The sequence below is a fragment of the Ruminococcus bromii genome, from assembly GCF_002834225.1.
Taxonomy (GTDB): domain Bacteria; phylum Bacillota; class Clostridia; order Oscillospirales; family Acutalibacteraceae; genus Ruminococcoides; species Ruminococcoides bromii.
Window position 1 is genome coordinate 1 of record NZ_NNSR01000070.1, and the last position, 26,916, is coordinate 26,916.

Genomic DNA, 26,916 nt, shown 5'->3' on the forward strand with positions numbered 1-26,916 from the left:
ACCTTGATTTCACCCTTGTCTACCAAATCTTTAACTGCCTTTGGTACTGTAGTTTTAGGTACAGTTGTTGGAACAGTTGATGTCTGTACGGTTGAAGATATTACTGACGGTTCTGTCGGTTCTTTCTCAGCGTTACAGCCTGCAAGAATGCTTATGCCGACTGCTGATGTGCCTGCAAGTATTGTAGCACCGCAGACAACGGCAATTACCTTGGTTTTTACTGTCGCAGTTGCTGTTGCCTTTACAATAGATGAAACTGTTGACTTTGCACCTGTCGCAAAGCCTTTTGTTGCAGATGTTGCAAGTGTCTGTCCGTTCGGGAGCTTGATTGTAATGTTCGGTACTGCAAGGCTCTTTGCTTCTTCCTTGAAAATAGTTGTAAAGAAAGGTACAACAACAACACCGTGAAGCTTGTCACCGCTTTTGTTTTCGTAATCTTCAATTGCAGTTTTCATCTTTGCTCTTGAAGAGTTAAGGCGAGATTTTACCGTTCCCTCTGAAATTTCAAGTCCCTGTGCAATTTCAGAAATTGACAGCTCGTTGAAATAGAACATCAAAACAACCTGATACTGATTGAATGAAAGTGTGTCTTCTATAATCTGCAAAAGCACCTTTCTTTTTTCGGCTTTGTTTATGTACTCTTCGGGGAGCATTAACTCGTCTGTTTCAGTTTCCGCAATCAGAACTTCATCGTCAATCTGATATTCCACCTTTCCTTTCAATTTATTTTTGCTTTTGTTTGTTGCTATTGCTGTGAGCCAACCGCAAAATTTTTCTTCATCTTTGAGTGTATCAAGTTTTAAGAATGCGGTGATGTAGGTTTCCTGCATTATATCTTTTGCGTTTTCTTCGTCTTTGAGCAAAGAAACGCAAGTGAACCACACATCATTGCTTGTAAGTTCATACAGCTTATCAAATGCTTTTTTATTGCCGTTTTTCGCACTCAATACAAGCTCTTTGATTGTTTTCATAATATTTCCCCCTTTATAATTTTTTTGCGTTTCTATATATTAGACAGTTGAAATACTCAAAAGGTTCATTTTTTTCGAGAAATTTTTTAAAAAATTTTTATTTTTTCAATTTTTTCATTTTTTTCTTTCAAAAAATCAACCTTTACTGCTTAAATCGTAGATTGAACCGTTTGAACACCGTTTTGGTGTTTTAATAAAATATCATTTCCTCTCATCATATATTCTTGGCGACAAAGGGCTTATGTCGTAAGCTCTATATATTAGACAATTGAAATGTCGAAAAGGTTCATTTTTTGCAAGAAAAAATTAAATTTTATTAAAACTTTTTATTTTTCATAAAAAAAGGGTACATAGACAAGCTACGCACCCGAAAAACACATAGCCCTTTTGTCGCCAAACAAATTCAACGCTTACTACAAGTATGCTGAAATAGAGCCTGCATTTTTACCTAAATAAAAATACACACTTGCGTAAGCATTATAATTAAATTTGTTTGGCACTTTTATTTTAGCATACAATATGTGAAAATTCAATATTTTTGTAAAATAACTTTCAAAAATTATATGAATGAAACTGTAAAATTTGAAAGTAATTTCAATTTTAGGGGGAACAACTTTTCAGCTGTTCCCCTTTTTTGTCAACTGTGTAATGTTGGAGTTTTGTTTTCGCTTTGATTATACTTTTCAGAACCGAACATATCACGGATTTCATCAAGCGTTAATTCTCGTTTGCTTCTCTTGCGGTACGGCTCTGTGTGGTAATACCAAGCCTGTTTTTTATGAGCGTATCGGAATTTTAATTCTTTCAACATTTCTTTGTGTGCTTTGGTGTTTCCCGATACCCACAACCAAGTACCACAAATTTCAACCTCAATGTCCGAAAGGCTTGTAAGCACATTGATTATATTTATAAATTCCTGCGGTGTTTCCGTTGTTTCTTTGGTGTAGGTTTCGCCCTCTGAATTTGTATGTATATTTTTCAGGCGTTCCCACATAATTTCATATTCATTTTGCATTACCTTAAATTCTTCTGTATCACCGCCTAAATCGGGGTGAAGTTGTTTAGCTAATTTTCGGTATTCTTTTTTTAGGTCTTCGGCTGTTTTGCATTTTGTAAAGTATTTCATAATGGTTTCTCCTTTGAAAGTTAATTTCAATTAAAATTTATATTCGGTAATTCTGAATTGGTGGGCTTTTAATAAGTCCGATTTAGATATTCACGCTGTATTTTTCACTCCTTTCTGATTTTTTATATTCGTTTAAATCGTCATCGTATGGGCTTTTTGAGCATTAAAAGCGTAGCGAAATTTCATAAGTCAAGAAGCAAGTTTACGATACGCCGTAGGGCAATTCTTTACTTATAAAATAAGCGTAGCAAAATGTGAAGTTAAAGCCTACGGTGACGATTTGAATATAGAAAACAGTTAAGGCTTGTGAGCGTGAATATCGGCAAAAATTGGACAAAAAAATAACGCTATGGCAAAATAGCCATAGCGAACCTTATAAAATAAACCGCAGAAAATATAAAATTTCCTGCGGTTTCGTTATGATTAGTTACAAATATCCCAGAATTCGCAACTCCATGTGTTTTTATATAATCAAGAACTTCAAAGATTGCTTTAGAGGTTCAAAAAATATGAAGGAGGATTTTTTATGAATAAAAAATCTTTTAGGGTGGTACTGCTCACCTATTTTGCAGTAGCTTTTTTCGTAATTATGGCTTTCGGCTCTGAATATCTTTCAGAGTGCAACAAACTCGGAATACCGTTTTCTTTGTCAGGAGCAGTAAGTTATTTGCTGACAGGGTTTATCTGCCTAATTGCAATGACTGTTTTGGTTGTGGTTTTCTTGTTGGTATTGGAATTGAGCGACAGAAAATCTATCAAATCTGCTCTTCGCTTAACAGCTAATTTTGCTTCAAACAAAGCAAGAATGAAAGTTGTAAATAGCGTTTATCCGAGCTTACTTTACTTTTTGTATGATGTATTACAGAGCAACAACGAGTTTTTAAAACTTCCGCTTGGTAAAGATTGCAGTTCTCTCTTAAAAGAGGGGTACAATCCACTATGTGTTGACAACTGTATTTTTTACACCTTTCAGATTATTATGCCAAAAAAATCATATGACTTTGATGACGATACATTAAAGCAAATTATCCAATCGTATATTGAAGCTCAATTGCTTAATTACGGCATGGTTAATTTACCCTCATACTACAACAGCAAATCCTACGGTATGATACCGAGCGTATATATTGAAAAGGTTGTATATAACGAGGAACAGCATTTACTAAAATTTGCCGTGATGTATATTAGCTGTGAAGATGATGTAAGGCATTATATCAAATCCAAAAAGAGAGATGAACAGCTGAATATAACAACAGATAAGGTGTATGACGATGAGGTTTGATAGCAGTAAATTAACTGTCGGTGTAGATTTATCTATTCTTTCACAGGGTGTAAAAGTGCCTGTTACGGTGGACTTTTCCTCTGTACCTCATATGCTGATAGTAGCACCAAGCGGAAGCGGTAAAACTTATCTTCTAACATACATATTAGGTCAAATAGCAAAGAAGTCTGTCAAATTGATTTTGGCAGACTTTAAAGGCATTGACTTTATTGAGTTTAATGACTGTCGGAATTACTATAAGCATAATTCTGTCGGTGAAGCTGTTGACTGTGTTTTTGATGAATTACAAAACAGAATGGCAAATGCAAGTGTAAATTCAGAATATGAACCGATTTATTTATGTATTGATGAGTGGTCGGGTTTCCTCAGTTCTTTAGCCGTAAAGAAAGAGCAGGATAACTACAAGCAAAAACTTGCCAACATTCTTATGTTAGGTCGAGGTGCAAATATTTTTATCATTATGTCACTGCAAAGAGCCGATTCAACATATATTACAGGACGAGATAACTTTGGCAATGTGGTAGGTCTTGGTACGCTCAGCAAAGAGAGTATAGCAATGGTATTTAATGATAATAAGGAGATGATAGAACCAAAATCAAGGGGCAAAGGATATCTGCAAACTGACGGAAAGCCTTTGAGAGAAATAGTTGTGCCTATGTTACGAAACATAAACGATACAAAAGCCGTTATAAAAACAGCTTTATCCCGATAATTATTTATACAGCAAATTGAATATTTATGCACAAGAATAGCTCAATCATTACTCTGATTGGGCTATTTTTTATGCTTTAAAATAAATTGTCGTTTCTTGTGGTTTGTGGCAATGTTTTATGGTCGATAAAATAGCGTTTTTTACTATTAGCCAAAATTGCACTATACCCTATAACACATTTCTTTGTACCCTAACACTTTCAAAATCTAAAACCATACCTTTTTTGTCGTGGTTGATACATCTGGACCTTGGTTGAGTATCAATTCTTCCCTGCGTTTCTAACATAAGCACTTATAGAGTGTGTCCTGCACTCTGTGTAAATTTATGACACAAGAAAGTTGTCAATAATTATGCAAAGAAATGCATACAAGAAGGCTATTGGAGAAAGAATACAGCAGTTGAGAAAGGGGCTTAGAAAAGAAGGCTTTAACGGTCAGCCTAAGACTGTAAATAAGTTTCTTGAGTTTTTAAACCCGAAAATTGATGATGATTATGATAATTACGGTGACTATTCGCTTACTGACATTAAATTTAGCTATAAAAAGGATTATGTCAGTAAGGTTGAACACGGAATCATTTTTCCGTCCACTGATTTTTTATTTCTCATTCATCTGCGTTTTAATGTTTCTTTAGATTATTTGGTTTTCGGTCATAATTTACCCGAAATTGAAGAATTAAGAAAAATTTGTAAACATTCAGGTAAAAGCAAAATTACCGATTTTTGCTTTAATTTATTAGAGGATAATTCAAAATATGCCGAAGATTTTGATGATGAAGATGAAGATTTTTTTGTTGATTATAGAGCTCGATTAGATGAGGTACGCAAATATTTTTGTACTCATCAACAAATGAAATTGACACAAAAACAGTTCAGTGAATTGTTAGGTGTATCTAAAAATACAATGGACAAGTATCATTCAAAGAAAAATGATGTTCAGAGCAAAAAGTATGCAGACATAAGAAATACTGCTCTTGAGTATCTGATTAGATTTTCGCTCACTACAAAATGTTCGTTAGATTACTTATTGTATGGTACATATCTCTTAGAGGGCTTTCCCAGTGAACTTATGGAATTGCTTCGTAATTATGACTATGCAAAGCAAACGCAAATCTTGAAGTTGTGGCTTGAAGAAACAAAAAAATTTTTTAAAAATTCTTAAAAAGGGGTATTTCCTATCCAAAGTATCCCAAAATTCGCAACTCCATGTGTTTTTATATAATCAAGAACTTCAAATGAAGTTCAAAATAAACAGAAAGGAGATAGCTATGGATATTAAAAATGCAAAAATTGATGTACTGGGTTCTGTTGGCAGTAAGTTATTGTTGATAGATGTTATACCGTCATATGCCTATGTGGATGGACGCCGAACAAGCACGGTTACAGGATATAAGTATATCGTTATTCTTGAGGAAAATAAGTTTGATAGGCTTAGCGTTCGTATTGACGGTGATAAACAGATTGACAATCCTATTGACGGCAACAGCCGTATTTATGTACGCTTTGATAATCTTGAATTATCGCTGTATTGGACAAGTGCAGGACATCAGATTGCGGCAAAGGCAAGTGCTATTCATTTAGTTAATGAGAGTCTTAAACCGCAAAAGTAATTGCTTTGCCGTGGGCGGTAGCACCGTCAAGGTGCGAACCGCCTGACGGCAAGTCAATCCCCTCACTTTTAATGAAGGGGATAATATAATTTTATCGAATATATGTTCGACATTATAGGAGTGATTATATGAATGGATAAAGAATTGAAAGTCGGTGTAGATGAATTTTCTTTAGTTTTCTTTTATCCGATTGACGATGTTTGTAACGATTGGCAAAGTACAGCTTATTCAATGATACAGGAATTTATCTATAAGGCAGACATAGAACTGTTGCTCGGTAAAGTTGTAGAAATGCGTGATAAAAAGCCGCAGGCATATTCACAAGCATTTACTATTGAGAACGCTCCATATTACTTCACTATAGCGTTACACGAAACTTTTGTGCATATGGGAATATTAGTTCGTTTCTCTGCTCACTCTTGGGCAGTATATCAAAAGCGGTATTTTGATTTCTACGGTGAGAATATAAATATCGGAAAATTTTTAAGCAACATTGAAAGTCCGTTATACAGATACAGATTGAGCAGAATTGATTTAACCGCTGACTACAAAAATTATGATTTATCACCGCATAGCATATACAGCAGGTTAAAGGACGAAAGTTTACAGGTGCTTGACTGTAATTATAGACACAGTAAAAGAAAGATTTCTTCTGTCGAAAGAGATTTGGTTACTGAGTCATTCTATATCGGTTCAAGGGCTGAAAACTCACAGTCACTACTTCGGGTTTATGATAAAAAATCGGAACAAATTAGCAACAACGGTTTTCGCCTTGATGAAGCATTGCAGTGCGACAGTTGGGTTAGATTTGAGGCTTCATACAGAGGAAACTATGCTCATCAAATAACCGAGCAATTGGAACATATAACAGATGATGTTTCTGTATCGCAGTTCATTGCAAGCAAAATATGTGACAGATACCGTTTTTATGACCCTCTTAACAGCTGTTTTACTGATTTTACAAACGACCTGCTTAAAATAATTGAATGCAGTAATTTTCACGCTTTGCGTTGTGAAAGTCCTGCTAACAATAGTTTGAATAAAAGCATTCAGCATATTATTTACGGTAGCGGTTTGTTCCCTTTGATATACAAAATCAGCGTTATATGGGGTGAAAAAGCTGTTGCTGAATTTTGGAGTATTCTGTATGAAATATACAAGAAATACCATAAGAAAAAACTTGAAATTAACCCTCAGATAAGGGCTTGGCTTAGAAAGAATTTTCTTAGCTTATCACAGCAAAGTTTATCAAATTGCTTTGTCAGTGTTGACCTTACAAAGATTGATGTTGCCGAGATTGTAAATAAGATCTCCGAAAGTGACAATCCGTTTACACTAACGGCAATAAACACAAGCAGTAACACAGATAATCAGGTAGTATCTGATGAAGAATTTGAACGCACTTTTTATTCAAAGGATATGGAGTGAGATATTGAACCCGAAATACATAAATACCGAGAAACTTAATTTCTTATAAACACACAAATAAAAACCGAAAAACCTAAAAACTGATTACCATAGAAATATGATTATCTTACTTCATATTTTTATATTATAATTTTCTATAAGGAGAATGATTATGAGTGATAATTATATGCTTAATGAAGTAGTAAAGTATTGGAAGCTAACAAATGACCTTTTAGTAGCTTTTGAGGACTTTAACGGTCAAATACAAAAGCATACGGTTCATTTGCCAAAAGAGGACATTGACACAATTCTTAATATCGGAATCACAACAGGTATTAAAAATTGGTGCGACAGAGTTGATATTTTAGAGGACAAACCGCTTGGGACTTATTATAGTGAACAAGTGTCAAGAGGCGGTTCTCTGATATTTCATGACAAAATTTTTGATAGAGTCGGAGTTATGACTCTTTCGAATTTTCTCCAGTCATATAGCTGTATATACAGTGCGGCAACCTCATACGGTCTTAGTGAGCATTGTATTGACGGTTACTTTTACAATTCACCTCGCATATGTGATTACATCATTCAGTTCGCTTTGTTTGAAGATATACCCTATTTTCACGCAGAAGAAACGGAAGGTGGTAGCATATGAATGATGAGAAAAAGAATATGTGTGATGAAGATGATTCCGATGAAATTCTCGAATATACAGGCGGTAGCGAGCTTAGCGATTTAACCTTTCAGACGGGTTATGAGAACTATTCGCAATGGCGAATAAAAGAGATTCTAAAAGAAGTTGGTTTTAGATTAGAGCCTCTATATGTAGGATACAAAGCTCTTCGATACCGTCCGTGTCAGAGGTATTGGGTAGTAAATATCCTCACAGGAGAAAGAGTAGGCAATTCATACAACGGTTTTAGTTTTGAGGATTTGAGATATGTACTTGCAAGATGTGGATATTCATTGCATAGTCAACATTATAATCCCACCAGAGATAAGGACGGCAGACGCACTTCTTGTAAGGAGTTTCTTGAGCTTGTAGAAAGCCTTCCTGATGAAAAGGAGGACTTAATATGAGTGTAGAGATTAAATTCATCGGTACTAAAGAGGTTGCCGAAGCACTTGGTTGTTCCTTGCCTACTGCACGCAATATTATGTTGAGAGCAGATTTCCCTTTAATACGGGTAGGTAAAAATCTTAAAGTTGAGCTAAATGCTTTTCTTAACTGGTCGCAGAAAAGAAGGGTATGAGCATTTAAAGCATTTACATAATATTTAAGCAACCGTATTGACACAAAAGATTTAAGGCTATACAATACTGATATAGTAAAAATCTTTTGTGCTTTACGGTTTGGAAAGGAATGGTTTTTATTAACACAAAAAGCACAAAACCTAAGTCTAAATGTAATAAACTTGATTACGGTGACGGTTCTGTATACTATGTTAAAAGCAGAAAATGCTTTGCAGGTCAGATAACGCTTGAAATTAACGGTGAGAAAAAACGCAAGACGGCTTACGGTAAAACCGAACGCATTGTTAAGAATAAGTTGCTTGAATATCGTATTCAGGCAAAAGCAGGATTTTTTGACGAACCCGATAACACAACTGTCTATGAGCTTGCCGAAAAGATGATTGAAGAACAATTCTCTCTTAATGAGATTAAGCAAACTTCATATGACCGCAAGAATGAAACCTTAAAGTCAATGAGTCCTATTTATGATTTAGCAATGCGTGAGATTACGGAAGATGTAATAAAGCATTTTTTCATTTCTAAAATCTCTTATTCGCAGTCATACTTGGATAAAGCATATCAGCTTTTAAAGTCAGTTTTCAATGAAGCTGTAAGGAAGAAAATTGTTACAGAAAACATTATGCTGAACATCAGAAAGCCAAAGTCAAAGCAGGAGCTTGTAAAAGTAAGAGCATTGACTGTTGATGAACAGAAAAAGCTGATAGATGTTCTCAAAAGCGAGGATATACGCTATTCGAAACAAATGCTTTTGTCAATGTTTACAGGCATGCGTATGGGCGAAATTAACGCCTTAGAGGTAGGAGATATAAACTTTAATGACCGTACAATTAGAGTTTGTAAAACTGTCAGCAGAGGTCTTAACGGTAAAACATATATAAGTAATTCCACAAAGACTAAAGCAGGTATGCGTACAATCTATTTTAATGATGATATGGCTGATTTTTTAAAACAGTGTATCGGAGATAAAAAAGACGGTCTTATATTTGCTTCAAGTGTGGATAAACTTGTCACAACTAATCAGGTAAATTATCAATACGCAAACACGCTGAAAAAGTATGATATACTTGATAAGAGTGTTTACGGAAAGGTTGATTTACATTCACTTCGTCACACATATGCAACAAGATGTATTGAATCAGGTATGCCTGCAAAGGTACTGCAAAATCTTCTCGGTCATACTGATATAAGAATTACGCTTGATACATACTGTGATGTTTTCCAAAAATACAGTATGGAAAATCTTGCTGTAGCTGACAGCTATATGAAGAGCAATAACATTGCAATAGTATGACTGTCCGAAAATGCACTGTCAACTTTACTGTCACACCATAAAAAGCCGATAAATAAGCCACTTGTCAGGGTTACCTGCACCACCAGAAAACCTCGAAAAATCGCTTGTTTATGCGCTTTTTCGAGGTTTGTTTTTTCTTATATTTCGATTTTGTGCGCTATTTGTGCGCTATTGAGTATATTTAAGCCTGTTTAGTCTTGTTAAAGCTATTGCTGTCAAGTACATCTGCAACTGCTCCCAGAGCCTTTGCCTCCGCCTCTTTAAAAGCGTGAGCATAAATATTTAGGGTTGTACTGCATAACCGAGGCAGTCTTCGCCTATGAGATAGGCCTTTTTGTAGTAATAGAGGTCTGTGAAAAAGTCGAGCATTTGGTTATTCTCCTTTCGCATAATGAAAAGACCCCGTGGATATTTTCACGAGGTTTTTTTGAATTTATGTCACGGCTTTTGTCAGCCATGTTTGTTAAGATTTTTTAATCGACATACCAGCCTTCACGCTGTACGCGTTCACCGACTTTGAATGATATAACATCACTGTACCAACCGCTCGGTACACCTTCGTCAACATGTTTGTCACAATGAGTGATGTGTACATCCTTAGATGTAATATTTATCTATGTATATTATCTGTACCGCTCATTGATTTACCTTTCCAATCAATTTGTTTTAGATCCCAGTCATCGTTAGCTGATACTTTTTCATAATAAGCATGTGAAATCGTTTCTTCCCACTCTTCTGTCCAATGACCACCTTCTACTATTTTAGTACCAACCTGTTTTGTAACTTTTACTGCGTGATAAGAACCCCATCCTTCATTATTTTCCACTTCCCAAATTAAATGCTCTTTTCGTTGGTGAGAATCTGCTAATTCTTGCCCACAATTATTACATACATCTATGTAGCCAGAACTAAATACCGGCTCTTCTCGGGTAGTTGAAAACCACTCACTGTAGTGGTGGATTTTTACCTCGTCATGATTTTTATAGTACCTAATTCCGGTTACCACTCCCAGATTTTCGTAATTGTCACCAATCTTAATGTCTTGCGTTGGCTTTGCAGGGGTTGTTACGGTGACACCCTTTGAATCATATCCGCTTGTGAACTTGTTAGCTGATGAATTGATACATCTTACGGTGTAGGTGTATGTCTTGCCTGATGAAACCTTACTGTCTGTGTATGAGGTTGAGGTTGTGTCGGCAAGCCTTGTCCAACCCTTACTGCCTTTGTAGTAAACTCTGTACTTTTCAGCACCTTTCACCTTGCTCCAAGTCAGCTTTACACCGCCGTTTACGCTCTCGGCTTTGGTAATCTTCGGAGCTGAAATATATTTTACGGATTTGCCCTTTGAATCGTATCCGCTTGTGAACTTAGTTGTAGATGAGTTGATACATCTCACGGTGAAGGTGTATGTCTTGCCTGATGAAACCTTACTGTCTGTGTATGCAGTTGAGGTTGTATCTGCAAGCCTTGTCCAGCCTTTACTGTCCTTGTAGTAAACTCTGTACTTTTCAGCACCTTTTGATTTGTTCCAACTGATTTTTACACCGCCGTTTACGCTCTCGGCTTTGGTAATCTTCGGAGCTGAAATATATTTTACAGTTTTGCCCTTTGAATCGTATCCGCTTGTGAACTTAGTCGCAGATGAGTTGATACATCTCACGGTGTAGGTGTATGTCTTGCCTGATGAAACCTTACTGTCTGTGTATGAGGTTGAGGTTGTGTCGGCAAGCCTTGTCCAACCCTTACTGCCTTTGTAGTAAACTCTGTATTTTACCGCACCTTTTACCTTGCCCCAGCTTATTTTTACACCACCGTTTATACTTTCAGCCTTTGAGATTTTCGGGGTTGCAAGACTTGTCTTTGCTGACTGTGCCGAAACAACAGGGGCATTCGTTTCAACAGCACTTGCCGTAAACGGAACTGCTGTTGCCGTGCCTACCGTCATTATTGCAGAAAGCAATAACGGCATTATTCTTTTTGCTTTCATTATTATGCCTCCTAAAAAGTATGTTTTGATGATACTTGCATCTGTAACTAAATTTTATATCTTTAATTATGATTAGTCAACAATATGTAGGTATTTTTTCTCATTTGTGATGATTTTTTGTTAAAAACAAGCGACAGCTTAATTCGCTGCCGCTTGTAATTCTCATATATTCTGTTTTTTCGGGTTACCCCAACTATTGACATTGAGCCAGCAGATAAAAGGCAAAAAACAACCGCACTAAAAAGCTCAAAAATGGCTTTCTAATGCGGTTTTTTCTATGGTCGAGGTGACAGGACTTGAACCTGCGGCATCTTGGTCCCAAACCAAGCACTCTACCAAACTGAGCTACACCTCGAAATGTTGTTCACTAACAACAGCTTGCTTATTATACACCGTATTTTTCGATTTGTCAACACTATTTTTGATTTTTATTCAAAAAAATAAAATAACTGACACAATGAATTAACTGACACATAGTGCCGTTGTTCTCTTGTTCAGCGTTGGGGCTGCCTGTGTTTTGGTGCAAAATTAAGTGCATCCATAGCAACGATTTATTTTCAAATTTTTGTTCAACGGCTTAATTCTGCTTCAAAACCGTTACTATGGATACTTTTTATTGTTTCTGCTTTGTTTTATAATCTGCGATTAAAGCATTGATCAGTCGGAATATTTTCTGATTTTGAGATAAATTCCCCTGTCATCGGCAATTTTCTGACAAGCCTTGATGTCTTCTTCGGGGATTGTATCTACGATTGAAAACTGCGTATGTTCAAAATATTTCTTTGCATCCTCTGCAAATTTGAGCATTGACTCATACGCATGGTCAAAAACAGGACGGCAAACTTCGTCATACTTTTCCGATGAACAGGTATTGAGGCTGATTGAAACAGAATCAATATACTTTGAAATCAACTCAGCTGTGGGCTTGTTGTTGATTCTGTCAGAAAGACCGTTTGTGTTGAGTCTGAGTTTGATGTCGGGGTGCTTTTCCCTTACATATTTTGCGGTTTCAAGCATATTGTCAAGAGCCGAAGTCGGCTCGCCGTAGCCACAGAATACAAGCTCCTTGTAGCCTGTGAAATCAAAATCATCAACAGCCTTTTTAATATCCTCCATACTCGGGTCGTGCTTGTGCCAGAGTGTATCTGCACTGCCGACCGAATCGGTATTGTTGCGGATACAGAATGTGCATCTGCAAGGGCATTTGTTCGTCAGATTAGCATAGATAGATGTTTTGTACACATAAAGAATATCTGCCATTATGTTTTCTTCTCCTTATATAAATTCACATCAGAGTGAAAGTTTTTTCTTGAAATTTATTTTATCAAGACCGATGCCCACAACGATGAAGATTAAAGCACCTACACCGGGCTGTAACCAGCAAGTGGGAAGTTCTGCAATTGCTGCGGCAAAATCGTACATAAGACCGTTTGCAATAAAGTAACCGCCGATTGTAACGATTGTTGTGGGAATGAGCATAAGAAGTGATGACGGACTGATGATTTTTTCATCTTTGCCACGCTTTTTCATTGCCATTCTGCAAAGCACAAACGGAACTGCGTTAAGAGCCTTGATAATAGCTGTTGGGATTGCCCAATGCGGATAACCCGAAATAAGGTCGGCAAGAGCGCCGCCGATTGATGACGCGATAATTCCGAAAGGTCCGGGAAGAATACTTGCGGCGAGATAAATCATAGAGTCGCCTGCATGAGAGTATCCAAGCGGTGACGGAATCTTGATAAAAGCAGTTGTTACGGTAACAAGAGCCGCACACATTGCCGTAATTGCAATCAGTTTTACATTAAATTTTGAATCGGTTTTTGAAACAGTTTTAGCAGTCATAGTAATTTCCTCACAAAAGCATTTTTAAATGTTTTTCAAATTCAATACCCTCGTTGCGGTGGATGCCGAGTTTAACGGTTTCACAAAGAGAGGTCTGTATGAATTTTACCGCCAGATTTACGGTATCTTTCAGGCTGTCACCACGGAGCAGTCCCGAAAAGACAACCGAGGCAAACAAGTCGCCTGTACCCGAATAGCTTCCGCCCGTCTTTTCACAGCTGACACAAAACACCTCATCATCGGTTGCAATGAGATTGTTAATCTTTGTAACCTCATCGGAAATTTTATGCTCAATGCCTGTAACAATCACGGTTTTCACCTTGTAGAGTTTCAAAAGCTTTTTGGCAAGCTCTGCAACCGTATCGAGAAAATCGGGAGAATCGGCATTTTCAATCAGTTCTGAATAGTCGGTATCGCACAGAATACAACATTCGGTAAGGTTCGGGGTGATTACATCGGCAACAGAAACGAGTTTTTTCATCTTTTTGCCGAGAGTTTCGGTATAAAGACTGTAGGTTCTTCCACCGTCACCGAGAACCGGATCCACAAGTACAAGCGTGTCGTCGGTTTCAAAGCTGTCTATAAATGAAAGGATTTTGTCCACCTGCTTTTCGCTTGAGAGGAAACCCGTATAGATTCCGTCAGGCTGAAAGCCGAGTTTTTTCCATTCACTTGTGTAATAATCAAGCTTATCAGTGCAATCGTTGCAGTAAAAGCTTTCAAATCCCGTCTGACTCGTCAAAACGGCTGTCGGCATAGGACACGCCTGAATGCCCATTACGGACAAAACAGGGATTGCCGCCGTCAGCGAACACTTGCCAAGCCCTGAGAGATCATTGATTAGTACAGCTTTTTTTGTCATCATACCACGCCTTAAAATTTCTGAACAGTTCAACATTTATCTTGTGATGTTGTCATTATACAACACCACTGTCATTATTTGTATGCACAATTTTCAGAATTTTTATAGGTACAGTTTGTGAGGCGTAAAAAATGACATCCCACTTTTGAGATGTCATTTTAGTACATTACACTGCTTTTTGGGCTTCAACCAAATAAACCCCGTCAGAGCCTATAAGCATATCTATAGGTTCATTATACACCTTATTAAGCATTTTTATATTATCAAGGAACGGAACTGCACACACATCAGCATCCTTGGCTAAATCATCTATAATATCTTTTGACTTTTCGGTATTCCATTTTTCAAGTTGGTCACCTGCTCCAATAAGACCTTCATCAACAGGACCTTCACATATAACAGGTATGCTTGCAATCACCTTGCCAAAACCTCTGCTCAAATCTGATAATCCTTTTGTGAAAAATGTTTCCACAGAAGATTTAGAGGCTTTTTCAATTCTCTTGCAACATTCATCAAAAAACTCATCATACTTTTTGGATTTTTCTTCAATTTTGTCAGAAATACTATTCAAGTAGTCTTTGTCAAAATTTTCAAGGAGCATTACCTCAAGAAATGAAGCATAGGAATACAAAAACAAAGAAAGCTTATAATCATCAAATTCTGCTTTCAATTTATTCTTAACCTGTTTTACATCATTGTCCCAATGCCAATCATCAGATTTATTTAAAATTTTGACAATTTGCTCAGTATGAAGCGACAATGCTTGTTCCGACTCTTTTTTGATATCCTGAACAAGAATATGTTTATTTGTTTTATATTTCTCGTTATCGCAGTTAAATTTGTAATTGCTCATAACATCGGACAAGGTATTTATATCTCCACGAATTTTTGCCCTTTGAGTGGATTTTACATATTCAAGCATTTCAATCTGTATGTTTTTAATTTCATTAAACTTTAATTCAATACCAACCAAAGCAACCGCTAAACAAATCATTGTAGGATCACAAGGTAATTGCATTAGACTTGCCTGACCGCCGCCTACTGAACCTATATCAGTTTTAAGTGAGCCTATAAAATCAGTACTTCCTTTCTTATGAAACATCTGTCTGCCCATAGTATTAACAAAGTATAAACCACTTCCGCCTTCACCTGTTATTCGTTGCTGAAGCATAGACATTATCGGTTGAAAAGCAACTCCGAGTGCTGCCAAATCTGTAAAACTAAATTTTTTGCAATTATATTCTTCCGCAAGTATTTTTTCATCCATGTCAGGAATCAATTTCATATCCATTAAGGACATAGCCATTTCTTCCCTTTTTTCTATCTCATTCATAATACATTCCCCTTTGAATATATAAATCATAAGTAAATATTTAACTCTATAAGGAGATTATACCACTAAGAATTACACGATGCAATAATTTTCGAAATATTTCATCTGTATTATGTAATATTTGCACAATCATAATAGTATAATCTATTTTATAATTTCTATGCTAATTCAGTTATCAACTAATGGTCGGCTCTCATTATTGCTAATGTATAGCGATTACTTACATAAACAATCGGGCAACAGAAATTTTGCATCTTGTAAATCTGTTGCCCGAACTAAATTTTAATTTTCAACTTTCAATTTTAGAGATTTTTATAAAAGTGCAAACGAATAACAGACAGCAATTTAAAAGCAACGAAGTTTTTGCTCCGTTGCTTTTTTGTTAACCTATAAAATCATCGCAAATTGCAATAGCAAGTTGAAACAATTTTTTGAGAATATCATGTTCATTGGAGTAGATATTTGTAAGTCATCGCAGTAAGGAATGTTGTATCAAATATTTTGTTGAATAAAGAAGCAACCGCCTGCTTAGTACACCTAAACAAGCGGTTGTTTTTGTTTATTTATTTTGCATATTTCGGTCTGCAACAACAGGAAATGTTACTTTTGTATCTTGTTCTGACTCTGAAATCATCGCACTCTGTGCCGCCGTTATTCGCACCTACTGTTGTTATGGTAGAACCGCCCACAGCGATACAAAGCTCTATGTGGTCAAGTGACTTACAGCCCTTGGCTTTCAGCCTTGAATCGTATTTTGTAGGTTTGCCGTTCCACGAAAAAATAACAAGGTCGCCCGGCTTAACATCACTCGCACGGTAAAGCTGTCCTGCCTCTAAAAAGTTCACGGCAACAACACCGCACGATGTGGTTTTACCGCCCGGAATCATATCCAACGCACCCGCTTTGTTGAAAAGATACATCTGACCTGCACAACAGCACGCAACAGCATTGATTGTTGTGTCATAATTTCCGTACCATTTCATAATGTCGCAGCCCTTGCCCGCATCCTTGCCGACAAGTGATTTTGCCGTTGAGATGATTTTATTAGCCTTAACCGGCTGAATGACAGTCACCTTGCAGGTTGCGGAATAGCCGTTCACTTTGGCGGTAATTGTGGCAACACCCTTTGATTTCGCCGTAACTTTGCCGTTTTTGTCAACAGTAGCTACCTTTGAATTTGAAGATGACCATACTGCATTTTTGGTTCTATCGGAAATAATTTCCTTCAAAGTATAGCTTTTGCCTTTATAAATAGAAAGGTTAACTTTGTCGAGCATAATATACGGTTTATCGGCAGCATTTACGGTTATACCCTTTGAATCAAATCCACTCATAAATGTATTTTCGGATGGATTTATACATCTTACGGTGTAGGTATATTTCCCCTTGCTGCCTGCGGTTTTATCCGTAAATTCCGTTGATGTTGTGTCGGCAAGCTTTTTCCAGTTCTTACCGTTCTTGACATACACACGGTATTTTTCAGCACCGATAACTTCTTTCCACTCAATTCTTATTCCGCCGTATGCAGCACCGGCGTTTAAAAGCTTTGGGGACGCCGTATATAAGATTGACTTGCCCTTGCCGTCATAACCGCTTGCAAAATTTCTGCCGTCTTTTGTGATACACCTTACGGTGTAAGTACAGTTATGATCTGACATTGCCTTGGTGTCAATGAATGATGTTGAGGTTGTATTGCCAAGACCCTTCCACTTATTGTTTTTCTTGCAATATACACGGTATTTTTCAGCACCGCTGACCCTGTTCCAGGAGAGCTTTACTCCGCCGTAAACATTTTCCGTCTTTGTTATTTTCGGCACTGACAAAAACTTTACGGATTTGCCTTTTGAGTCATAACCGCTTGTGAATCTCTTTGCATCTGCACTGAGGCATCTTACGGTATAGGTGTAATTTTTGCCCGATGAAACGGCTTTGTCTGTATATGCAGTTGAGGTTGTGTCTGCAAGCCTTCTCCAACCCTTACTGCCTTTGTAGTAAACTCTGTACCTTGCAGCACCGTTTACCCTTCCCCAGCTTATTTTTACACCGTTGTTTACACTTTCTGCCTTTGAGATTTTCGGGGTTGCAAGACTTGACCTTGCCGACTGTGACGAAACGACGGGTGCGTTTAACTCAGCCGCACTTGCCTTAAACGGAACTGCCGTTACTGCGCCTGCTGTCATTATCACGGAAAGCAACAACGGCATTATTCTTTTTGTTTTCACTGCTATTCCTCCGAATGATATATTATCAGCTGTTTTTTAATATATACTGTCGGAAGCTATTGTTGTAGGCTCTGTTTCAGGCTGAGTCGGTTCTGTTGGCATTTGTACCGACTCATATGATTCCTGCTGAGATACCGTTGTCGGTTCCTGTACAAGCTCATTTTCTGTCGCAGGCTGTGTAGGTTCGGTCGTGTTCTGTGATGAAACAGCCTGTGCTGATTTTTTTGTTGTCTTTGTATTCTTTGCAGGTGCTACATATGTATAACCGTAATATTTACACAAGCCCTTGCATATTGCTTCGCCTATTTCATTAATATTCTTGCGAATCCAGTTTGAGCCTGTTACGGTATCATGGAATTCACACTCAACATACAAAGAAAGTGCCTTCGGAACATTGATTTCATAAAGATCTTTCTTGTAGATAACAGCGTCATCTTTACCCGGAGTAATTGCACCGAGTGAATTGCATACAGCCTGTGCGGCTTTTTTACCGCTTGAATTCAGGCAAAATACTCTTGTTCCGCCTGTGTAGTTACCGTAACCGCTGGCATTTGTGTGAATCGGCATATGAATGTCTGCACCGAACTTGTCCGATTCGGGACAGCGTTTCTGCATAAGTGTGCCCGACTTGGCAACCATAACCTCAAATCCGCAGCGATTAAGTGCTTTTGCTGTTGCGGCTGCAATTTTGTCGCACTGAGCCATTTCGTTGGTATTGCCCGTTGCATAGGTGTTTGCATTTTGATTTGACGGACTGAGATAGATTTTTATAACCTTTACCTTTACTTTGCATGTGGTCTTTATGCCGTCAACCTCAGCTGTTATTATTGCAGAACCTTTGCCCACTGCCTTTACTTTGCCTTTTTGGTCAACTGTTGCAACCTTTGCGTTGGATGTTGACCAGGTTATAGGCTTTGATTTGTCTGCCACTGTAGTTTTTATTGTGTAGGTTTTGCCCTTATCAACCGTAATGCTTGTTTTATCAAATATAACAGGCGGTACCGGGGATGTTGTCGCTGTAAAGCCTTTTGAATCATATCCGCTTGCAAATTTCTTTCCGTTAGCAGTAATACAGCGTACAGTATAAGTATAGCTTTTCTCAGCCGACAGATTCTTATCCGTTACGGAAGTTGATTTTGTATCGGCAATTCTTTTCCAAGTGTTTCCGTTCTTGCGGTAAACACGGTATTTTTCAGCACCCTTAACCTTGTTCCAGGTAAGCTTTACGCTGTTATAGGTGACATTTGTTTTTGTAACCTTTGGAGTGGCGATATACTTTACGGACTCGCCGTTTTTGTCATAGCCGCTTTGATACTTTCTTGCGTCATTGCTGATGCATCTTACCGTATAAGTATAGTTATTGCCGGACAAAACATCGCTGTCAACGCAGGAGGTTTCTGCTGTATCAACAAGCTTTGTCCAACCGTTCCGTCCTTTGTAGAACACGCGGTACATTTCCGCACCGCCAACGCTGTTCCATGAAAGCTTTACACCGCTGTTTACGCTTTCAAGCTTTGAAATTTGAGGAGTTGCGATATAGGTTGTTTCTGTTCCTTTATGGTCAAAACCGCTTGTGAAGCTTTTTGCGTTGTAACTTATACAGCGTACCGTGTAAGTATAGCTTTTGCCCGACGCAACATTTTTGTGAACTAAGGATGTTGAGGTTGTATCACCTATTCTTATCCATTGTTTACCGTTTTTTAAATAAGCTCTGTACTTTTTAGCTCCTTTAACCTTATTCCATGTCAGCTTTTCTCCGCCGTTGACGCTTTCGGTTTTTGAAATTTCGGGAGCGGCAATGTAGGTTAGCTTTGTTCCCTTAGAATCGTAACCGCTCGAGAATTTTTTTCCGTCTTCGGTGATACATCTTACTGTGTATGTATAGTTTCCGCCTGAATAAACATCACTGTCAATACAGGAGGTTGAGGTTGTATCGGTCAACTTTGTCCAGCCGTTTTTACCTTTGTAATACACACGGTACAAGGCAGCACCGTCAACATTGTTCCAACTGAGTTTTACGCCTTCGTAAACACTTTCTGCCTTTGAAATTTTGGGAGTTGCAAGACTTGTCTGTGCGTTATGTTTATTCTGCACAGGTGCTTTTGCAACCTCAACTGCATTTGCAGTAACAGATACTGCTGTTGTGATGCCAAAAGTTACCATTGCTGAAAGTAATATTGGCAATATTTTTCTTGATTTCAAACTTATCTCCTCCTGAATAGAATATCTTAATAAGTATTATCAACAATTAAATCTTATACCCTTAAGCTCTATCAGTCAAGACCATTTGGATGATTTTGTATATTTATATATGTTTTTGTCAAAAATGAACAATTATATTTTCAATATACCTACATAAGCAGTTGCATTTATGTGCTTAAAGCACCAATCAGATTGGCAATAATATTTTCACATCTTGTATTTTTGTTTATCACATATTTTTCTTCGCTTTGGTGCAAACAAAATCAGTTAATATACAATTACCGCCTTTGAAAAATACAAGTATATTTTATGCAAATATGCAAAAATCGGACGGTCGTAACGACCGTCCGATTTGATTTGTGTTCTGAAGCTTTATTTATCTTAGCCTTGAAATAATGCGGCTTGCGGTGATCTGCACAATCAGAGTGCAAGAACTCTCGGAACAATTTCCGCAGGAGCTGCCACTATGCCGCTGCATTTATATTTCTCGGTTTCTTCTTTGGTTCTGAAGCCCCATCCGTAGAGAACGGCGAGAAAGTCCATACCGATTTCTTCGGCACCGTTTGCTTCAATAGTGCCGTCGCCTACAAGGACACTTTCCTCAACTGAAACACCTGTCTGCTCACACGCCTGCAAGAGCAGATGGCTCTTTGTTAGGTTTGTACCGACATCTGTTGCACAAACTGCGTCAAACACATCCGCAGCATCGTAGTTTTCAAGCATATCTGTTGTAAACATTCTGTGCTTTTGAGTTGCAATTGCAAGCTTAAAACCGCTTTTCTTGAGTTCACGAAGAGCATCATAAATTCCGTCATAGACGGTGAACATCTCTTTTCCTTTCTGGGAATAAAGTTTACTGTAATTCTTTACGGCATATTCAATTTCATCATCACTCATATTAAACAGCGTTTTAAATCCGTATTCAAGCGGTGTGCCGATTACTCCGTAGAGTGCGCTGTGTTCAACAGGCTCATAGCCCATTGCAACTGCTGTTGTATTGAAACAATATAAAATTCCGGGGGCTGTGTCGGCAAGAGTTCCGTCAAAGCCAAAAATAACTAATTTTTTCATAAAACCGCCCAATCTGCAAATAGATAAAATTCATAAATTACCTGAAATCAATTACAAAAGTCTTTTGCCCTGCAAATATGGAAATACATCTCTGCGTGAATTATACCATTTTTGGAAGATAATTACAACACTTATTTTGCTTATGAGTATAATTTCTAAAATAAAAGCGGTGCAAAAATATGCAATTGTTGTTTTTTTGATTATATAACAATAAAATTTATTTGAAAAACAGGACTTCTAAACAACTTTATTTCTTGACAACATTGTGCGTGCGTTATAAAATTGAAGTATATTACATTGAAAGGTTATTATATTATGGCTTCTACAAAGCATAAAAATCCCGCTGCTAAGCCAAAAGAAAAATATTCGGTACAGCAGGCGCTCACAAACTATTATCTGCTTGTTATGTTCACGCTTTTTCCGTTGTTTTTTACCGACGCATATTTTAACATCAGGCATGACAAGTATTACTTTTTCATTATATTGACGGGTATTCTCGTTATTGCGGAATTTCTTATTATTATGACCGCAAGCGTTGATAAACCGCCGGAAGACTCAAAGCTTGAAAAGCCTAAACCAAAGCATTTGTATGAAGAGCTTTCGTTTATGGACTGGGCATTTATTGTATTTCTCGGGATAAATGTCATTTCAACGCTGTTGTCCGCAAGTCCTTTGGATGCGCTTTTAGGCGCTGACGGACGAAACAACGGACTTTTGCTGATGACATTTTACACCGCAGCATATTTTATGATTACAAGGTGCTTTAAATATTTTGAATACATATTCGTTGCGCTTGCGTTCGGTTCAATGATAGTTTATGCACTTGCGGTGCTTAACTCATTCTATATTGATCCTCTCGGGATGTTTACTCTTCTCACCGACCAACAGACTATTACCGACTTCACTTCAACAATCGGCAACAAAAATCTGCTTTCAAGCTACATCTGCATCGCTATGCCTGTTATGATTGCAATGTCGGTTATCACGGAGAAAACCTTGCTCAGGGCAATTTATCTTATTGCAACAGGATTGGGCTTTGCGGCTCTTATGACTGCCGACAGCGATTCCGGCATTCTCGGCATGGCTGTATTTATGATTATTTACCTTGTATGGTTTTCAAACAGTCTTGTCAGACTGAAAAGATTTTTCCTTTCGGCAACTGTTATGCTGTTGTTTGCAAAGCTGCTCAGATTGTTCTCGCTCTGCTTTGACGACAAAAGCAAGGGCTTTGATAAGTTTCAGGAAATTTTCGTTTTCTCAGGCATCGGCTGGATATTGCTTGCAGCTTGTGCCGTTATTACAGGGATTTTGTATCTTATTGATTACAAAAAACCAAACATCACAATTTCAAAAGCCGTGCCGATTGCTCTTGCCGTTGTATTCGGACTTTGTGCTGTTGCCATGATAGGAATTATGGTTTATTTCAGCTGTATTGACACCAAAACCGACCTCGGCAGTTTTGAAAGAATTATCCGCTTTAACGATAAATGGGGTACTCACAGAGGCTTTATGTGGATAAGGTCGATATGGATTTTCGGCGACGCTTCATTCATTGAAAAGCTGTTTGGCGTAGGTCCCGATATGTTCTACTCCGCATTCAGACCGTACTTTAACGACCTTTTAAAATACGGTGACAGCTCAACAAATGCCGCTCATAACGAATATCTAAACTACCTTATCACAATCGGAATTACGGGACTTCTCTCCTATCTTGCCATTGTGTGCGGTACGATTAAGAACGCAGTTAAGTATGCAAAGGAAAATCCGATGCTGATTGCGTGCGTTTCGGCTGTTATCTGCTATGCTGTTCAGGCTATTGTAAACCTTTATCAGCCGATTACAACTCCGCTGTTTTTCATCTTCATAGCTTTGTGCGAGGCTTTTGTAAGAAACGCCAAGGCTGAAAAATCTGCCGTATCTACCGTATAAATATTATGTCTGCGTTTCAATTCGGATAAGAAGATTCTGCATTGACTCGCTGCGGTCACGGCGGTATCGTCCCAGCTCGTAGAGGCTGTCGGGATTTTTAGTGATTATATTGGGCTTTTCCGTACAGGTTAGTGTACACGAAAAGCCCATTTCTTTTATCAGCTTTTCGGTCAGGTCATTTTTTGCACCGAACGGATATACAAAACAGGTCGGTTTTTTTCCTGTTGCATTTTCAATCAAGCCTTGAGCCTTGGCAACATCTTCCGTAAGAATAGATTTATATGCTTCGTCACTCTCCCCCGCCTTTGGCAAAACACCCTTCCGTGATTTCAAAGAATGCATATCGTACGAATGATTCTGAATTTCAACATAGCCCGAATCGGACATTTCTTTCATATCGTCAAAAGTTATATGACCGTAGGTCACGGAAATGTCCTTGGTTTCAGTAAATTTTTCAGACACTGACGCAATCGGCGATATGACCGCCTTGCAGTTGTATTTTTCAAGCAAAGGGAGTGCATAATAATAATTATTATAATAGCCATCGTCAAAGGTCAGCATAATGCATTTTTCGGGCAATGATTTTTTGCCGTAAGCATAATCGGTAAGGTCATTTACAACAACGGTTGTGTAGCCGTTTTCGGTCAAATATTTAAGGTCATTTTCAAAAAGAGTCGGCGAGATTGTGTAGTCATTTTGCAGTTTTTCATCCTTTAAAAGTGAGTGATACATTATTACGGGCAGTTTCACGCTGTCGGTATCAGCCGTTGTTTCTTTTGTTGCACCTGTCATTACCGATATTATAATTACCGCAGACAGGAAAAGTGCCGTTAAAACGATAATTTTTACTGTTTTGTTTGATTTCACTATATTTCCTCCCAATTCTTTGTGCAAGATTTTTTATCTATAATTCTTTATTGTAAATATAATCAAACATCTGCGTGATAGAATATAGCCAAAGTTAATACTGATTACTGATTTTGGTCAATCGGTACTGACTAATATTGCATAAGGATTTATGAATTATGGCAAAAAGAAATTTCAGCTCAAAACGCAATGCAATTTACAACGCTGTGTGCGGTACGGACACTCATCCGAGCGCACGCTGGGTTTATGATAAATTAAAGCCCGAAATTCCCGACCTTAGTCTTGGCACGGTTTACAGAAACATTGCTCTTTTTAAGGATGAAGGAAAGGTCAGCGTTATATGCAATGTAAACGGTGAGGAGCGTATTGACGGCAACACAGAGCCGCACCCCCACTTTGTATGCAACAAATGCAAAGCAGTTATTGATGTTGAAGACAATCAAAATGCTGATGACCTTAAGTCACAGCTTGCCGAAGAGGGATTTAAGGTAGAAAACAGATTTGTTATCTACTACGGCATATGTCCTAAATGTTCGGCAGAAGTACACTAATATTTATTACAAAGGAGAAGTAATTATGAAATGGTATTGCACAGTATGCGGTTATGTTTATGAAGGTCCCGAAGCTCCCGAGGCTTGCCCTGTTTGTAAGGCACCGAAGGAAAAATTTAAGCAGATGGACGAGGAGGCGTCTTTCGCAACAGTTCACGAGGTTGGCGTTGCTCAGGGCGTAAGCGAAGATATTCTCAAGGATCTCAGAGCTAACTTTGAGGGAGAATGCAGCGAAGTCGGTATGTATCTTGCAATGGCAAGAGTTGCAGACAGAGAAGGCTATCCCGAGGTTTCTGCCGCATTTACAAAGTATGCTTTTGAAGAGGCTGAACACGCTGCCAAGTTTGCAGAGCTTTTAGGCGAAGTTCTTACAGACAGCACAAAGAAGAATCTTCAGATGCGTGTAGATGCAGAAACAGGTGCTTGCGAAGGTAAGTTTGACCTTGCAAAGCGTGCAAAGGCTCAGAACCTTGACGCTATTCATGACACAGTTCACGAGATGGCAAAGGATGAAGCAAGACACGGCGCAGGCTTTAGAGGTCTTCTTAACAGATACTTTAAGTAATCATTAAAACAATAAAAAATCAAAAAAGTCAGCTTGATAATCGTATGACCAACAACTAACCGATTACACAACAGACTTTGAACAGGAGATTTGATAGTATGAAATATGTATGCGATGTTTGCGGATATGTTTACGACCCTGAAATCGGCGATCCCGACAACGGCGTTGATGCAGGCACGGCATGGGAAGATGTACCCGAGGATTGGGTATGCCCTCTCTGCGGTGTAGGTAAGGATGAATTTTCCGCAGAAGAATAATTAACAAATTGGCAATTTGGGGGCAGGCAATGCTTGCTCCCTTTTGTATGTACGGGAGTAAATTATGAAAAAATTGATTTCGTGGAATGTAAACGGACTTCGTGCCTGTGTTACAAAGGGCTTTGAGGACTTTTTCAAAGATGTTGACGCAGATATTTTCTGTCTTCAGGAAACAAAGCTTCAAGAGGGACAGATTGACCTCCTGCTTGAAGGATATCATCAGTATTGGTGCTATGCCGACAAAAAAGGCTATTCGGGAACGGCTATATTCACAAAGGAAGAGCCGTTAAATGTAAGTTACGGAATCGGCATTGACGAACACGACCATGAGGGCAGAGTTATCACGGCAGAATTTGACAATTGCTTTGTTGTCACCTGCTACACTCCAAACTCGCAAAGTGAGCTGAAAAGGCTTGATTACCGAATGAAATGGGAAGATGATTTCAAGGCATATTTGAAAAAACTTGAAGAAAAAAAGCCGGTTATTATGTGCGGTGATTTGAATGTTGCACACAATGAAATTGATTTGAAAAATCCAAAAACCAACCGTAAAAATGCAGGCTTTACCGATGAAGAGCGTTCAAAGATGACAGCGTTGCTCGATGACGGCTTTATCGACACCTACCGCTATTTCTATCCCGATACAGAGGGCGTGTATTCGTGGTGGTCATACAGATTCAAGGCTCGTGAAAAAAATTCGGGCTGGCGTATTGACTATTTTATCGTTTCAAAAGCTCTTGAAAGCAAGCTTGACGGTGCAAAAATCCATACCGAAATTTTTGGTTCTGACCATTGCCCCGTTGAACTGACGATTGACATTTAAAAAGCAAAATCAAAACCACCCGTCCAACGGGTGGTTTGCTCTAGGGCTATAAGCCCATGCTACCGGCCAGCGTCTCAAGACGCTGGCTTTCACTTGGTTCAAGCCTATTGCCTTTGCCTCTTTCGCCACCCCTTAAAGGGTGTTTGTATTACTCGCCACCCTTAAAAGGGTCTTCATATTCTCGTACACTTAATTTATCTAGTGCTATATCATGCTTTTCTTGGTCTTCTATGTATTTCCTTATGGTTGCTTCATTTAGACCTACTGTACTCACATAATATCCTTCTGCCCAAAAGTGCCTATTTCCAAACTTATACTTCAGATTTGCGTGTTTCTCAAACATCATTAACGCACTTTTTCCTTTTAAATATCCCATAAAACTTGACACACTCATCTTCGGTGGTATACTTAAGAGCAAGTGTACATGATCTATCATCATATGCCCCTCTAGTATCTCCACTCCTTTGTACTGACATAACAATCTTATTATGTCTTGCAAACTCTGTCGATACTGTGCTTATATTATTTTTCTTCTATACTTTGGCACAAACACTACATGGTATTTGCACATCCATTTTGTGTGGGATAAACTATTTGTTTTATTTGCCATTAAAATCACCTTTCTTTTTTTACAATAGACTTGAACATTCTTATTGTAATACGATTGGTGATTTTTTTGTATAACTTTTTATGCACACCCGCATAGCGGGTGGTTGTTTGTGCCACGCAAGCGTGGCACTGGGTAAACCCATTAATA

Annotated in this window: 25 protein-coding genes, 1 tRNA gene and 1 pseudogene; 14 read left to right on the top strand and 13 right to left on the bottom strand. The window is 38.1% G+C overall.

Annotated elements, in window-relative coordinates; all coding sequences use genetic code 11:
* Together RBATCC27255_RS07845 and RBATCC27255_RS07850 are read right to left on the bottom strand one after the other, a co-directional pair.
* Positions 1-971, bottom strand: a 971-nt coding sequence (locus RBATCC27255_RS07845; RefSeq protein WP_101029480.1) for an RNA polymerase sigma factor, incomplete at its 3' end; no start/stop codon positions are given.
* A 637-nt stretch (positions 972-1,608) separates the two neighbouring features.
* Positions 1,609-2,097 carry a J domain-containing protein gene (locus RBATCC27255_RS07850; RefSeq protein ID WP_101029481.1) on the bottom strand — a complete coding sequence of 163 codons (489 nt, stop codon included), beginning with the start codon at positions 2,095-2,097 and terminating at the stop codon, positions 1,609-1,611.
* 526 nt (positions 2,098-2,623) lie between these two features.
* Here RBATCC27255_RS07850 and RBATCC27255_RS07855 point away from each other — a divergent pair.
* The 9 genes from RBATCC27255_RS07855 (at position 2,624) to RBATCC27255_RS07895 (ending at position 9,648) form a co-directional block, all read left to right on the top strand.
* Entirely contained in the window at positions 2,624-3,379 is a 756-nt protein-coding gene (locus RBATCC27255_RS07855) for a hypothetical protein (RefSeq protein ID WP_101029482.1), read from the top strand.
* Positions 3,369-4,091 carry a type IV secretory system conjugative DNA transfer family protein gene (locus RBATCC27255_RS07860; RefSeq protein ID WP_169923300.1) on the top strand — a complete coding sequence of 241 codons (723 nt, stop codon included), beginning with the start codon at positions 3,369-3,371 and terminating at the stop codon, positions 4,089-4,091. Before RBATCC27255_RS07855 ends, RBATCC27255_RS07860 begins: the two co-directional genes overlap by 11 nt.
* A gap of 350 nt (positions 4,092-4,441) precedes the next feature.
* On the top strand, positions 4,442-5,251 hold the full coding sequence (locus RBATCC27255_RS07865) for a hypothetical protein (RefSeq protein ID WP_101029484.1): 810 nt from the start codon (positions 4,442-4,444) through the stop codon (positions 5,249-5,251).
* Between the two features lie 106 nt (positions 5,252-5,357).
* Complete coding sequence (locus tag RBATCC27255_RS07870) at positions 5,358-5,699, top strand: hypothetical protein (RefSeq protein ID WP_147639990.1); 342 nt, start codon at positions 5,358-5,360, stop codon at positions 5,697-5,699.
* 132 nt (positions 5,700-5,831) lie between these two features.
* Entirely contained in the window at positions 5,832-7,127 is a 1,296-nt protein-coding gene (locus RBATCC27255_RS07875) for a replication initiation factor domain-containing protein (protein ID WP_101029486.1), read from the top strand.
* Between the two features lie 151 nt (positions 7,128-7,278).
* Positions 7,279-7,758 carry a hypothetical protein gene (locus RBATCC27255_RS07880; protein ID WP_101029487.1) on the top strand — a complete coding sequence of 160 codons (480 nt, stop codon included), beginning with the start codon at positions 7,279-7,281 and terminating at the stop codon, positions 7,756-7,758.
* Positions 7,755-8,183, top strand: a complete 429-nt coding sequence (locus tag RBATCC27255_RS07885) for a hypothetical protein (protein WP_101029488.1) — start codon at positions 7,755-7,757, stop codon at positions 8,181-8,183. Before RBATCC27255_RS07880 ends, RBATCC27255_RS07885 begins: the two co-directional genes overlap by 4 nt.
* Positions 8,180-8,356 (top strand): MerR family transcriptional regulator, encoded by a 177-nt coding sequence (locus RBATCC27255_RS07890; RefSeq protein WP_015523386.1) that lies wholly within the window; start codon positions 8,180-8,182, stop codon positions 8,354-8,356. Before RBATCC27255_RS07885 ends, RBATCC27255_RS07890 begins: the two co-directional genes overlap by 4 nt.
* Positions 8,357-8,466: 110 nt before the next feature.
* Positions 8,467-9,648, top strand: coding sequence for a tyrosine-type recombinase/integrase (locus RBATCC27255_RS07895; RefSeq protein ID WP_101029489.1), 1,182 nt, complete (start codon positions 8,467-8,469; stop codon positions 9,646-9,648).
* Between the two features lie 610 nt (positions 9,649-10,258).
* On the opposite strand, the gene RBATCC27255_RS07900 is transcribed toward RBATCC27255_RS07895, so the two are convergent.
* The 9 genes from RBATCC27255_RS07900 to RBATCC27255_RS07940 all read right to left on the bottom strand — a co-directional run bounded on the left by RBATCC27255_RS07900 (position 10,259) and on the right by RBATCC27255_RS07940 (position 21,167).
* A complete protein-coding gene (locus tag RBATCC27255_RS07900; RefSeq protein WP_101029490.1) occupies positions 10,259-11,635 on the bottom strand; it encodes a fibronectin type III domain-containing protein in 1,377 nt (458 codons plus the stop codon).
* Positions 11,636-11,913: 278 nt separating this feature from the next.
* Positions 11,914-11,990: transfer RNA gene (locus RBATCC27255_RS07905), tRNA-Pro, on the bottom strand.
* Between the two features lie 302 nt (positions 11,991-12,292).
* Positions 12,293-12,895 carry a TIGR04100 family radical SAM protein gene (locus RBATCC27255_RS07910; protein WP_021883394.1) on the bottom strand — a complete coding sequence of 201 codons (603 nt, stop codon included), beginning with the start codon at positions 12,893-12,895 and terminating at the stop codon, positions 12,293-12,295.
* 30 nt (positions 12,896-12,925) lie between these two features.
* Positions 12,926-13,477 carry an ECF transporter S component gene (locus tag RBATCC27255_RS07915; protein ID WP_101029491.1) on the bottom strand — a complete coding sequence of 184 codons (552 nt, stop codon included), beginning with the start codon at positions 13,475-13,477 and terminating at the stop codon, positions 12,926-12,928.
* A gap of 10 nt (positions 13,478-13,487) precedes the next feature.
* A complete protein-coding gene (locus tag RBATCC27255_RS07920) occupies positions 13,488-14,342 on the bottom strand; it encodes a pyridoxamine kinase (protein WP_242958611.1) in 855 nt (284 codons plus the stop codon).
* Positions 14,343-14,505: 163 nt separating this feature from the next.
* The gene (locus RBATCC27255_RS07925) at positions 14,506-15,672 is read right to left on the bottom strand and encodes a hypothetical protein (protein ID WP_101029493.1); all 1,167 of its coding nucleotides are present in this window, start codon (positions 15,670-15,672) and stop codon (positions 14,506-14,508) included.
* A gap of 563 nt (positions 15,673-16,235) precedes the next feature.
* Complete coding sequence (locus RBATCC27255_RS07930) at positions 16,236-17,894, bottom strand: Ig-like domain-containing protein (protein ID WP_242958614.1); 1,659 nt, start codon at positions 17,892-17,894, stop codon at positions 16,236-16,238.
* A gap of 36 nt (positions 17,895-17,930) precedes the next feature.
* The gene (locus RBATCC27255_RS07935; RefSeq protein WP_101029494.1) at positions 17,931-20,096 is read right to left on the bottom strand and encodes a fibronectin type III domain-containing protein; all 2,166 of its coding nucleotides are present in this window, start codon (positions 20,094-20,096) and stop codon (positions 17,931-17,933) included.
* Between the two features lie 420 nt (positions 20,097-20,516).
* A complete protein-coding gene (locus RBATCC27255_RS07940) occupies positions 20,517-21,167 on the bottom strand; it encodes an HAD family hydrolase (protein ID WP_101029495.1) in 651 nt (216 codons plus the stop codon).
* Positions 21,168-21,482: 315 nt separating this feature from the next.
* On the opposite strand from RBATCC27255_RS07940, the gene RBATCC27255_RS07945 reads away from it, so the two are divergent.
* Entirely contained in the window at positions 21,483-23,096 is a 1,614-nt protein-coding gene (locus RBATCC27255_RS07945; RefSeq protein WP_101029496.1) for an O-antigen ligase family protein, read from the top strand.
* A gap of 3 nt (positions 23,097-23,099) precedes the next feature.
* Here RBATCC27255_RS07945 and RBATCC27255_RS07950 read toward each other — a convergent pair whose 3' ends face one another.
* Complete coding sequence (locus RBATCC27255_RS07950; protein ID WP_101029497.1) at positions 23,100-23,963, bottom strand: polysaccharide deacetylase family protein; 864 nt, start codon at positions 23,961-23,963, stop codon at positions 23,100-23,102.
* Positions 23,964-24,121: 158 nt separating this feature from the next.
* Here RBATCC27255_RS07950 and RBATCC27255_RS07955 point away from each other — a divergent pair, with 158 nt between their 5' ends.
* From RBATCC27255_RS07955 to RBATCC27255_RS07970, 4 genes are all read left to right on the top strand, one after another.
* Positions 24,122-24,514 (top strand): Fur family transcriptional regulator, encoded by a 393-nt coding sequence (locus RBATCC27255_RS07955; protein ID WP_101029498.1) that lies wholly within the window; start codon positions 24,122-24,124, stop codon positions 24,512-24,514.
* Between the two features lie 25 nt (positions 24,515-24,539).
* Positions 24,540-25,079: an NADH peroxidase gene (locus RBATCC27255_RS07960; protein ID WP_015524277.1), complete on the top strand. Its 540-nt coding sequence runs from the start codon at positions 24,540-24,542 to the stop codon at positions 25,077-25,079.
* A 98-nt stretch (positions 25,080-25,177) separates the two neighbouring features.
* Positions 25,178-25,336, top strand: coding sequence for a rubredoxin (gene rd, locus RBATCC27255_RS07965; protein WP_015524278.1), 159 nt, complete (start codon positions 25,178-25,180; stop codon positions 25,334-25,336).
* A 64-nt stretch (positions 25,337-25,400) separates the two neighbouring features.
* Positions 25,401-26,159: an exodeoxyribonuclease III gene (locus RBATCC27255_RS07970; RefSeq protein ID WP_101029499.1), complete on the top strand. Its 759-nt coding sequence runs from the start codon at positions 25,401-25,403 to the stop codon at positions 26,157-26,159.
* 148 nt (positions 26,160-26,307) lie between these two features.
* Here the strand turns inward: RBATCC27255_RS07970 and tnpA are convergent.
* Positions 26,308-26,769 (bottom strand): annotated as a pseudogene (gene tnpA / locus RBATCC27255_RS07980) (IS200/IS605 family transposase).
* Positions 26,770-26,916: the final 147 nt, after the last annotated feature.

What these genes read in the sequence shown, in the direction of transcription:
- RBATCC27255_RS07855 (WP_101029482.1), top strand. Translation starts at nt 2,624, where the DNA reads ATGAATAAAAAATCTTTTAGGGTGGTACTGCTCACCTATTTTGCAGTA.
- RBATCC27255_RS07920 (WP_242958611.1), bottom strand. Translation starts at nt 14,342, where the DNA reads ATGATGACAAAAAAAGCTGTACTAATCAATGATCTCTCAGGGCTTGGC.
- RBATCC27255_RS07875 (WP_101029486.1), top strand. Translation starts at nt 5,832, where the DNA reads ATGGATAAAGAATTGAAAGTCGGTGTAGATGAATTTTCTTTAGTTTTC.
- RBATCC27255_RS07890 (WP_015523386.1), top strand. Translation starts at nt 8,180, where the DNA reads ATGAGTGTAGAGATTAAATTCATCGGTACTAAAGAGGTTGCCGAAGCA.
- RBATCC27255_RS07865 (WP_101029484.1), top strand. Translation starts at nt 4,442, where the DNA reads ATGCAAAGAAATGCATACAAGAAGGCTATTGGAGAAAGAATACAGCAG.
- RBATCC27255_RS07870 (WP_147639990.1), top strand. Translation starts at nt 5,358, where the DNA reads ATGGATATTAAAAATGCAAAAATTGATGTACTGGGTTCTGTTGGCAGT.
- RBATCC27255_RS07885 (WP_101029488.1), top strand. Translation starts at nt 7,755, where the DNA reads ATGAATGATGAGAAAAAGAATATGTGTGATGAAGATGATTCCGATGAA.
- RBATCC27255_RS07945 (WP_101029496.1), top strand. Translation starts at nt 21,483, where the DNA reads ATGGCTTCTACAAAGCATAAAAATCCCGCTGCTAAGCCAAAAGAAAAA.
- RBATCC27255_RS07915 (WP_101029491.1), bottom strand. Translation starts at nt 13,477, where the DNA reads ATGACTGCTAAAACTGTTTCAAAAACCGATTCAAAATTTAATGTAAAA.
- RBATCC27255_RS07960 (WP_015524277.1), top strand. Translation starts at nt 24,540, where the DNA reads ATGAAATGGTATTGCACAGTATGCGGTTATGTTTATGAAGGTCCCGAA.
- RBATCC27255_RS07900 (WP_101029490.1), bottom strand. Translation starts at nt 11,635, where the DNA reads ATGAAAGCAAAAAGAATAATGCCGTTATTGCTTTCTGCAATAATGACG.
- RBATCC27255_RS07940 (WP_101029495.1), bottom strand. Translation starts at nt 21,167, where the DNA reads ATGAAAAAATTAGTTATTTTTGGCTTTGACGGAACTCTTGCCGACACA.
- RBATCC27255_RS07925 (WP_101029493.1), bottom strand. Translation starts at nt 15,672, where the DNA reads ATGAATGAGATAGAAAAAAGGGAAGAAATGGCTATGTCCTTAATGGAT.
- RBATCC27255_RS07955 (WP_101029498.1), top strand. Translation starts at nt 24,122, where the DNA reads ATGGCAAAAAGAAATTTCAGCTCAAAACGCAATGCAATTTACAACGCT.
- RBATCC27255_RS07910 (WP_021883394.1), bottom strand. Translation starts at nt 12,895, where the DNA reads ATGGCAGATATTCTTTATGTGTACAAAACATCTATCTATGCTAATCTG.
- RBATCC27255_RS07880 (WP_101029487.1), top strand. Translation starts at nt 7,279, where the DNA reads ATGAGTGATAATTATATGCTTAATGAAGTAGTAAAGTATTGGAAGCTA.
- RBATCC27255_RS07850 (WP_101029481.1), bottom strand. Translation starts at nt 2,097, where the DNA reads ATGAAATACTTTACAAAATGCAAAACAGCCGAAGACCTAAAAAAAGAA.
- RBATCC27255_RS07860 (WP_169923300.1), top strand. Translation starts at nt 3,369, where the DNA reads ATGAGGTTTGATAGCAGTAAATTAACTGTCGGTGTAGATTTATCTATT.
- RBATCC27255_RS07895 (WP_101029489.1), top strand. Translation starts at nt 8,467, where the DNA reads ATGGTTTTTATTAACACAAAAAGCACAAAACCTAAGTCTAAATGTAAT.
- RBATCC27255_RS07970 (WP_101029499.1), top strand. Translation starts at nt 25,401, where the DNA reads ATGAAAAAATTGATTTCGTGGAATGTAAACGGACTTCGTGCCTGTGTT.
- rd (WP_015524278.1), top strand. Translation starts at nt 25,178, where the DNA reads ATGAAATATGTATGCGATGTTTGCGGATATGTTTACGACCCTGAAATC.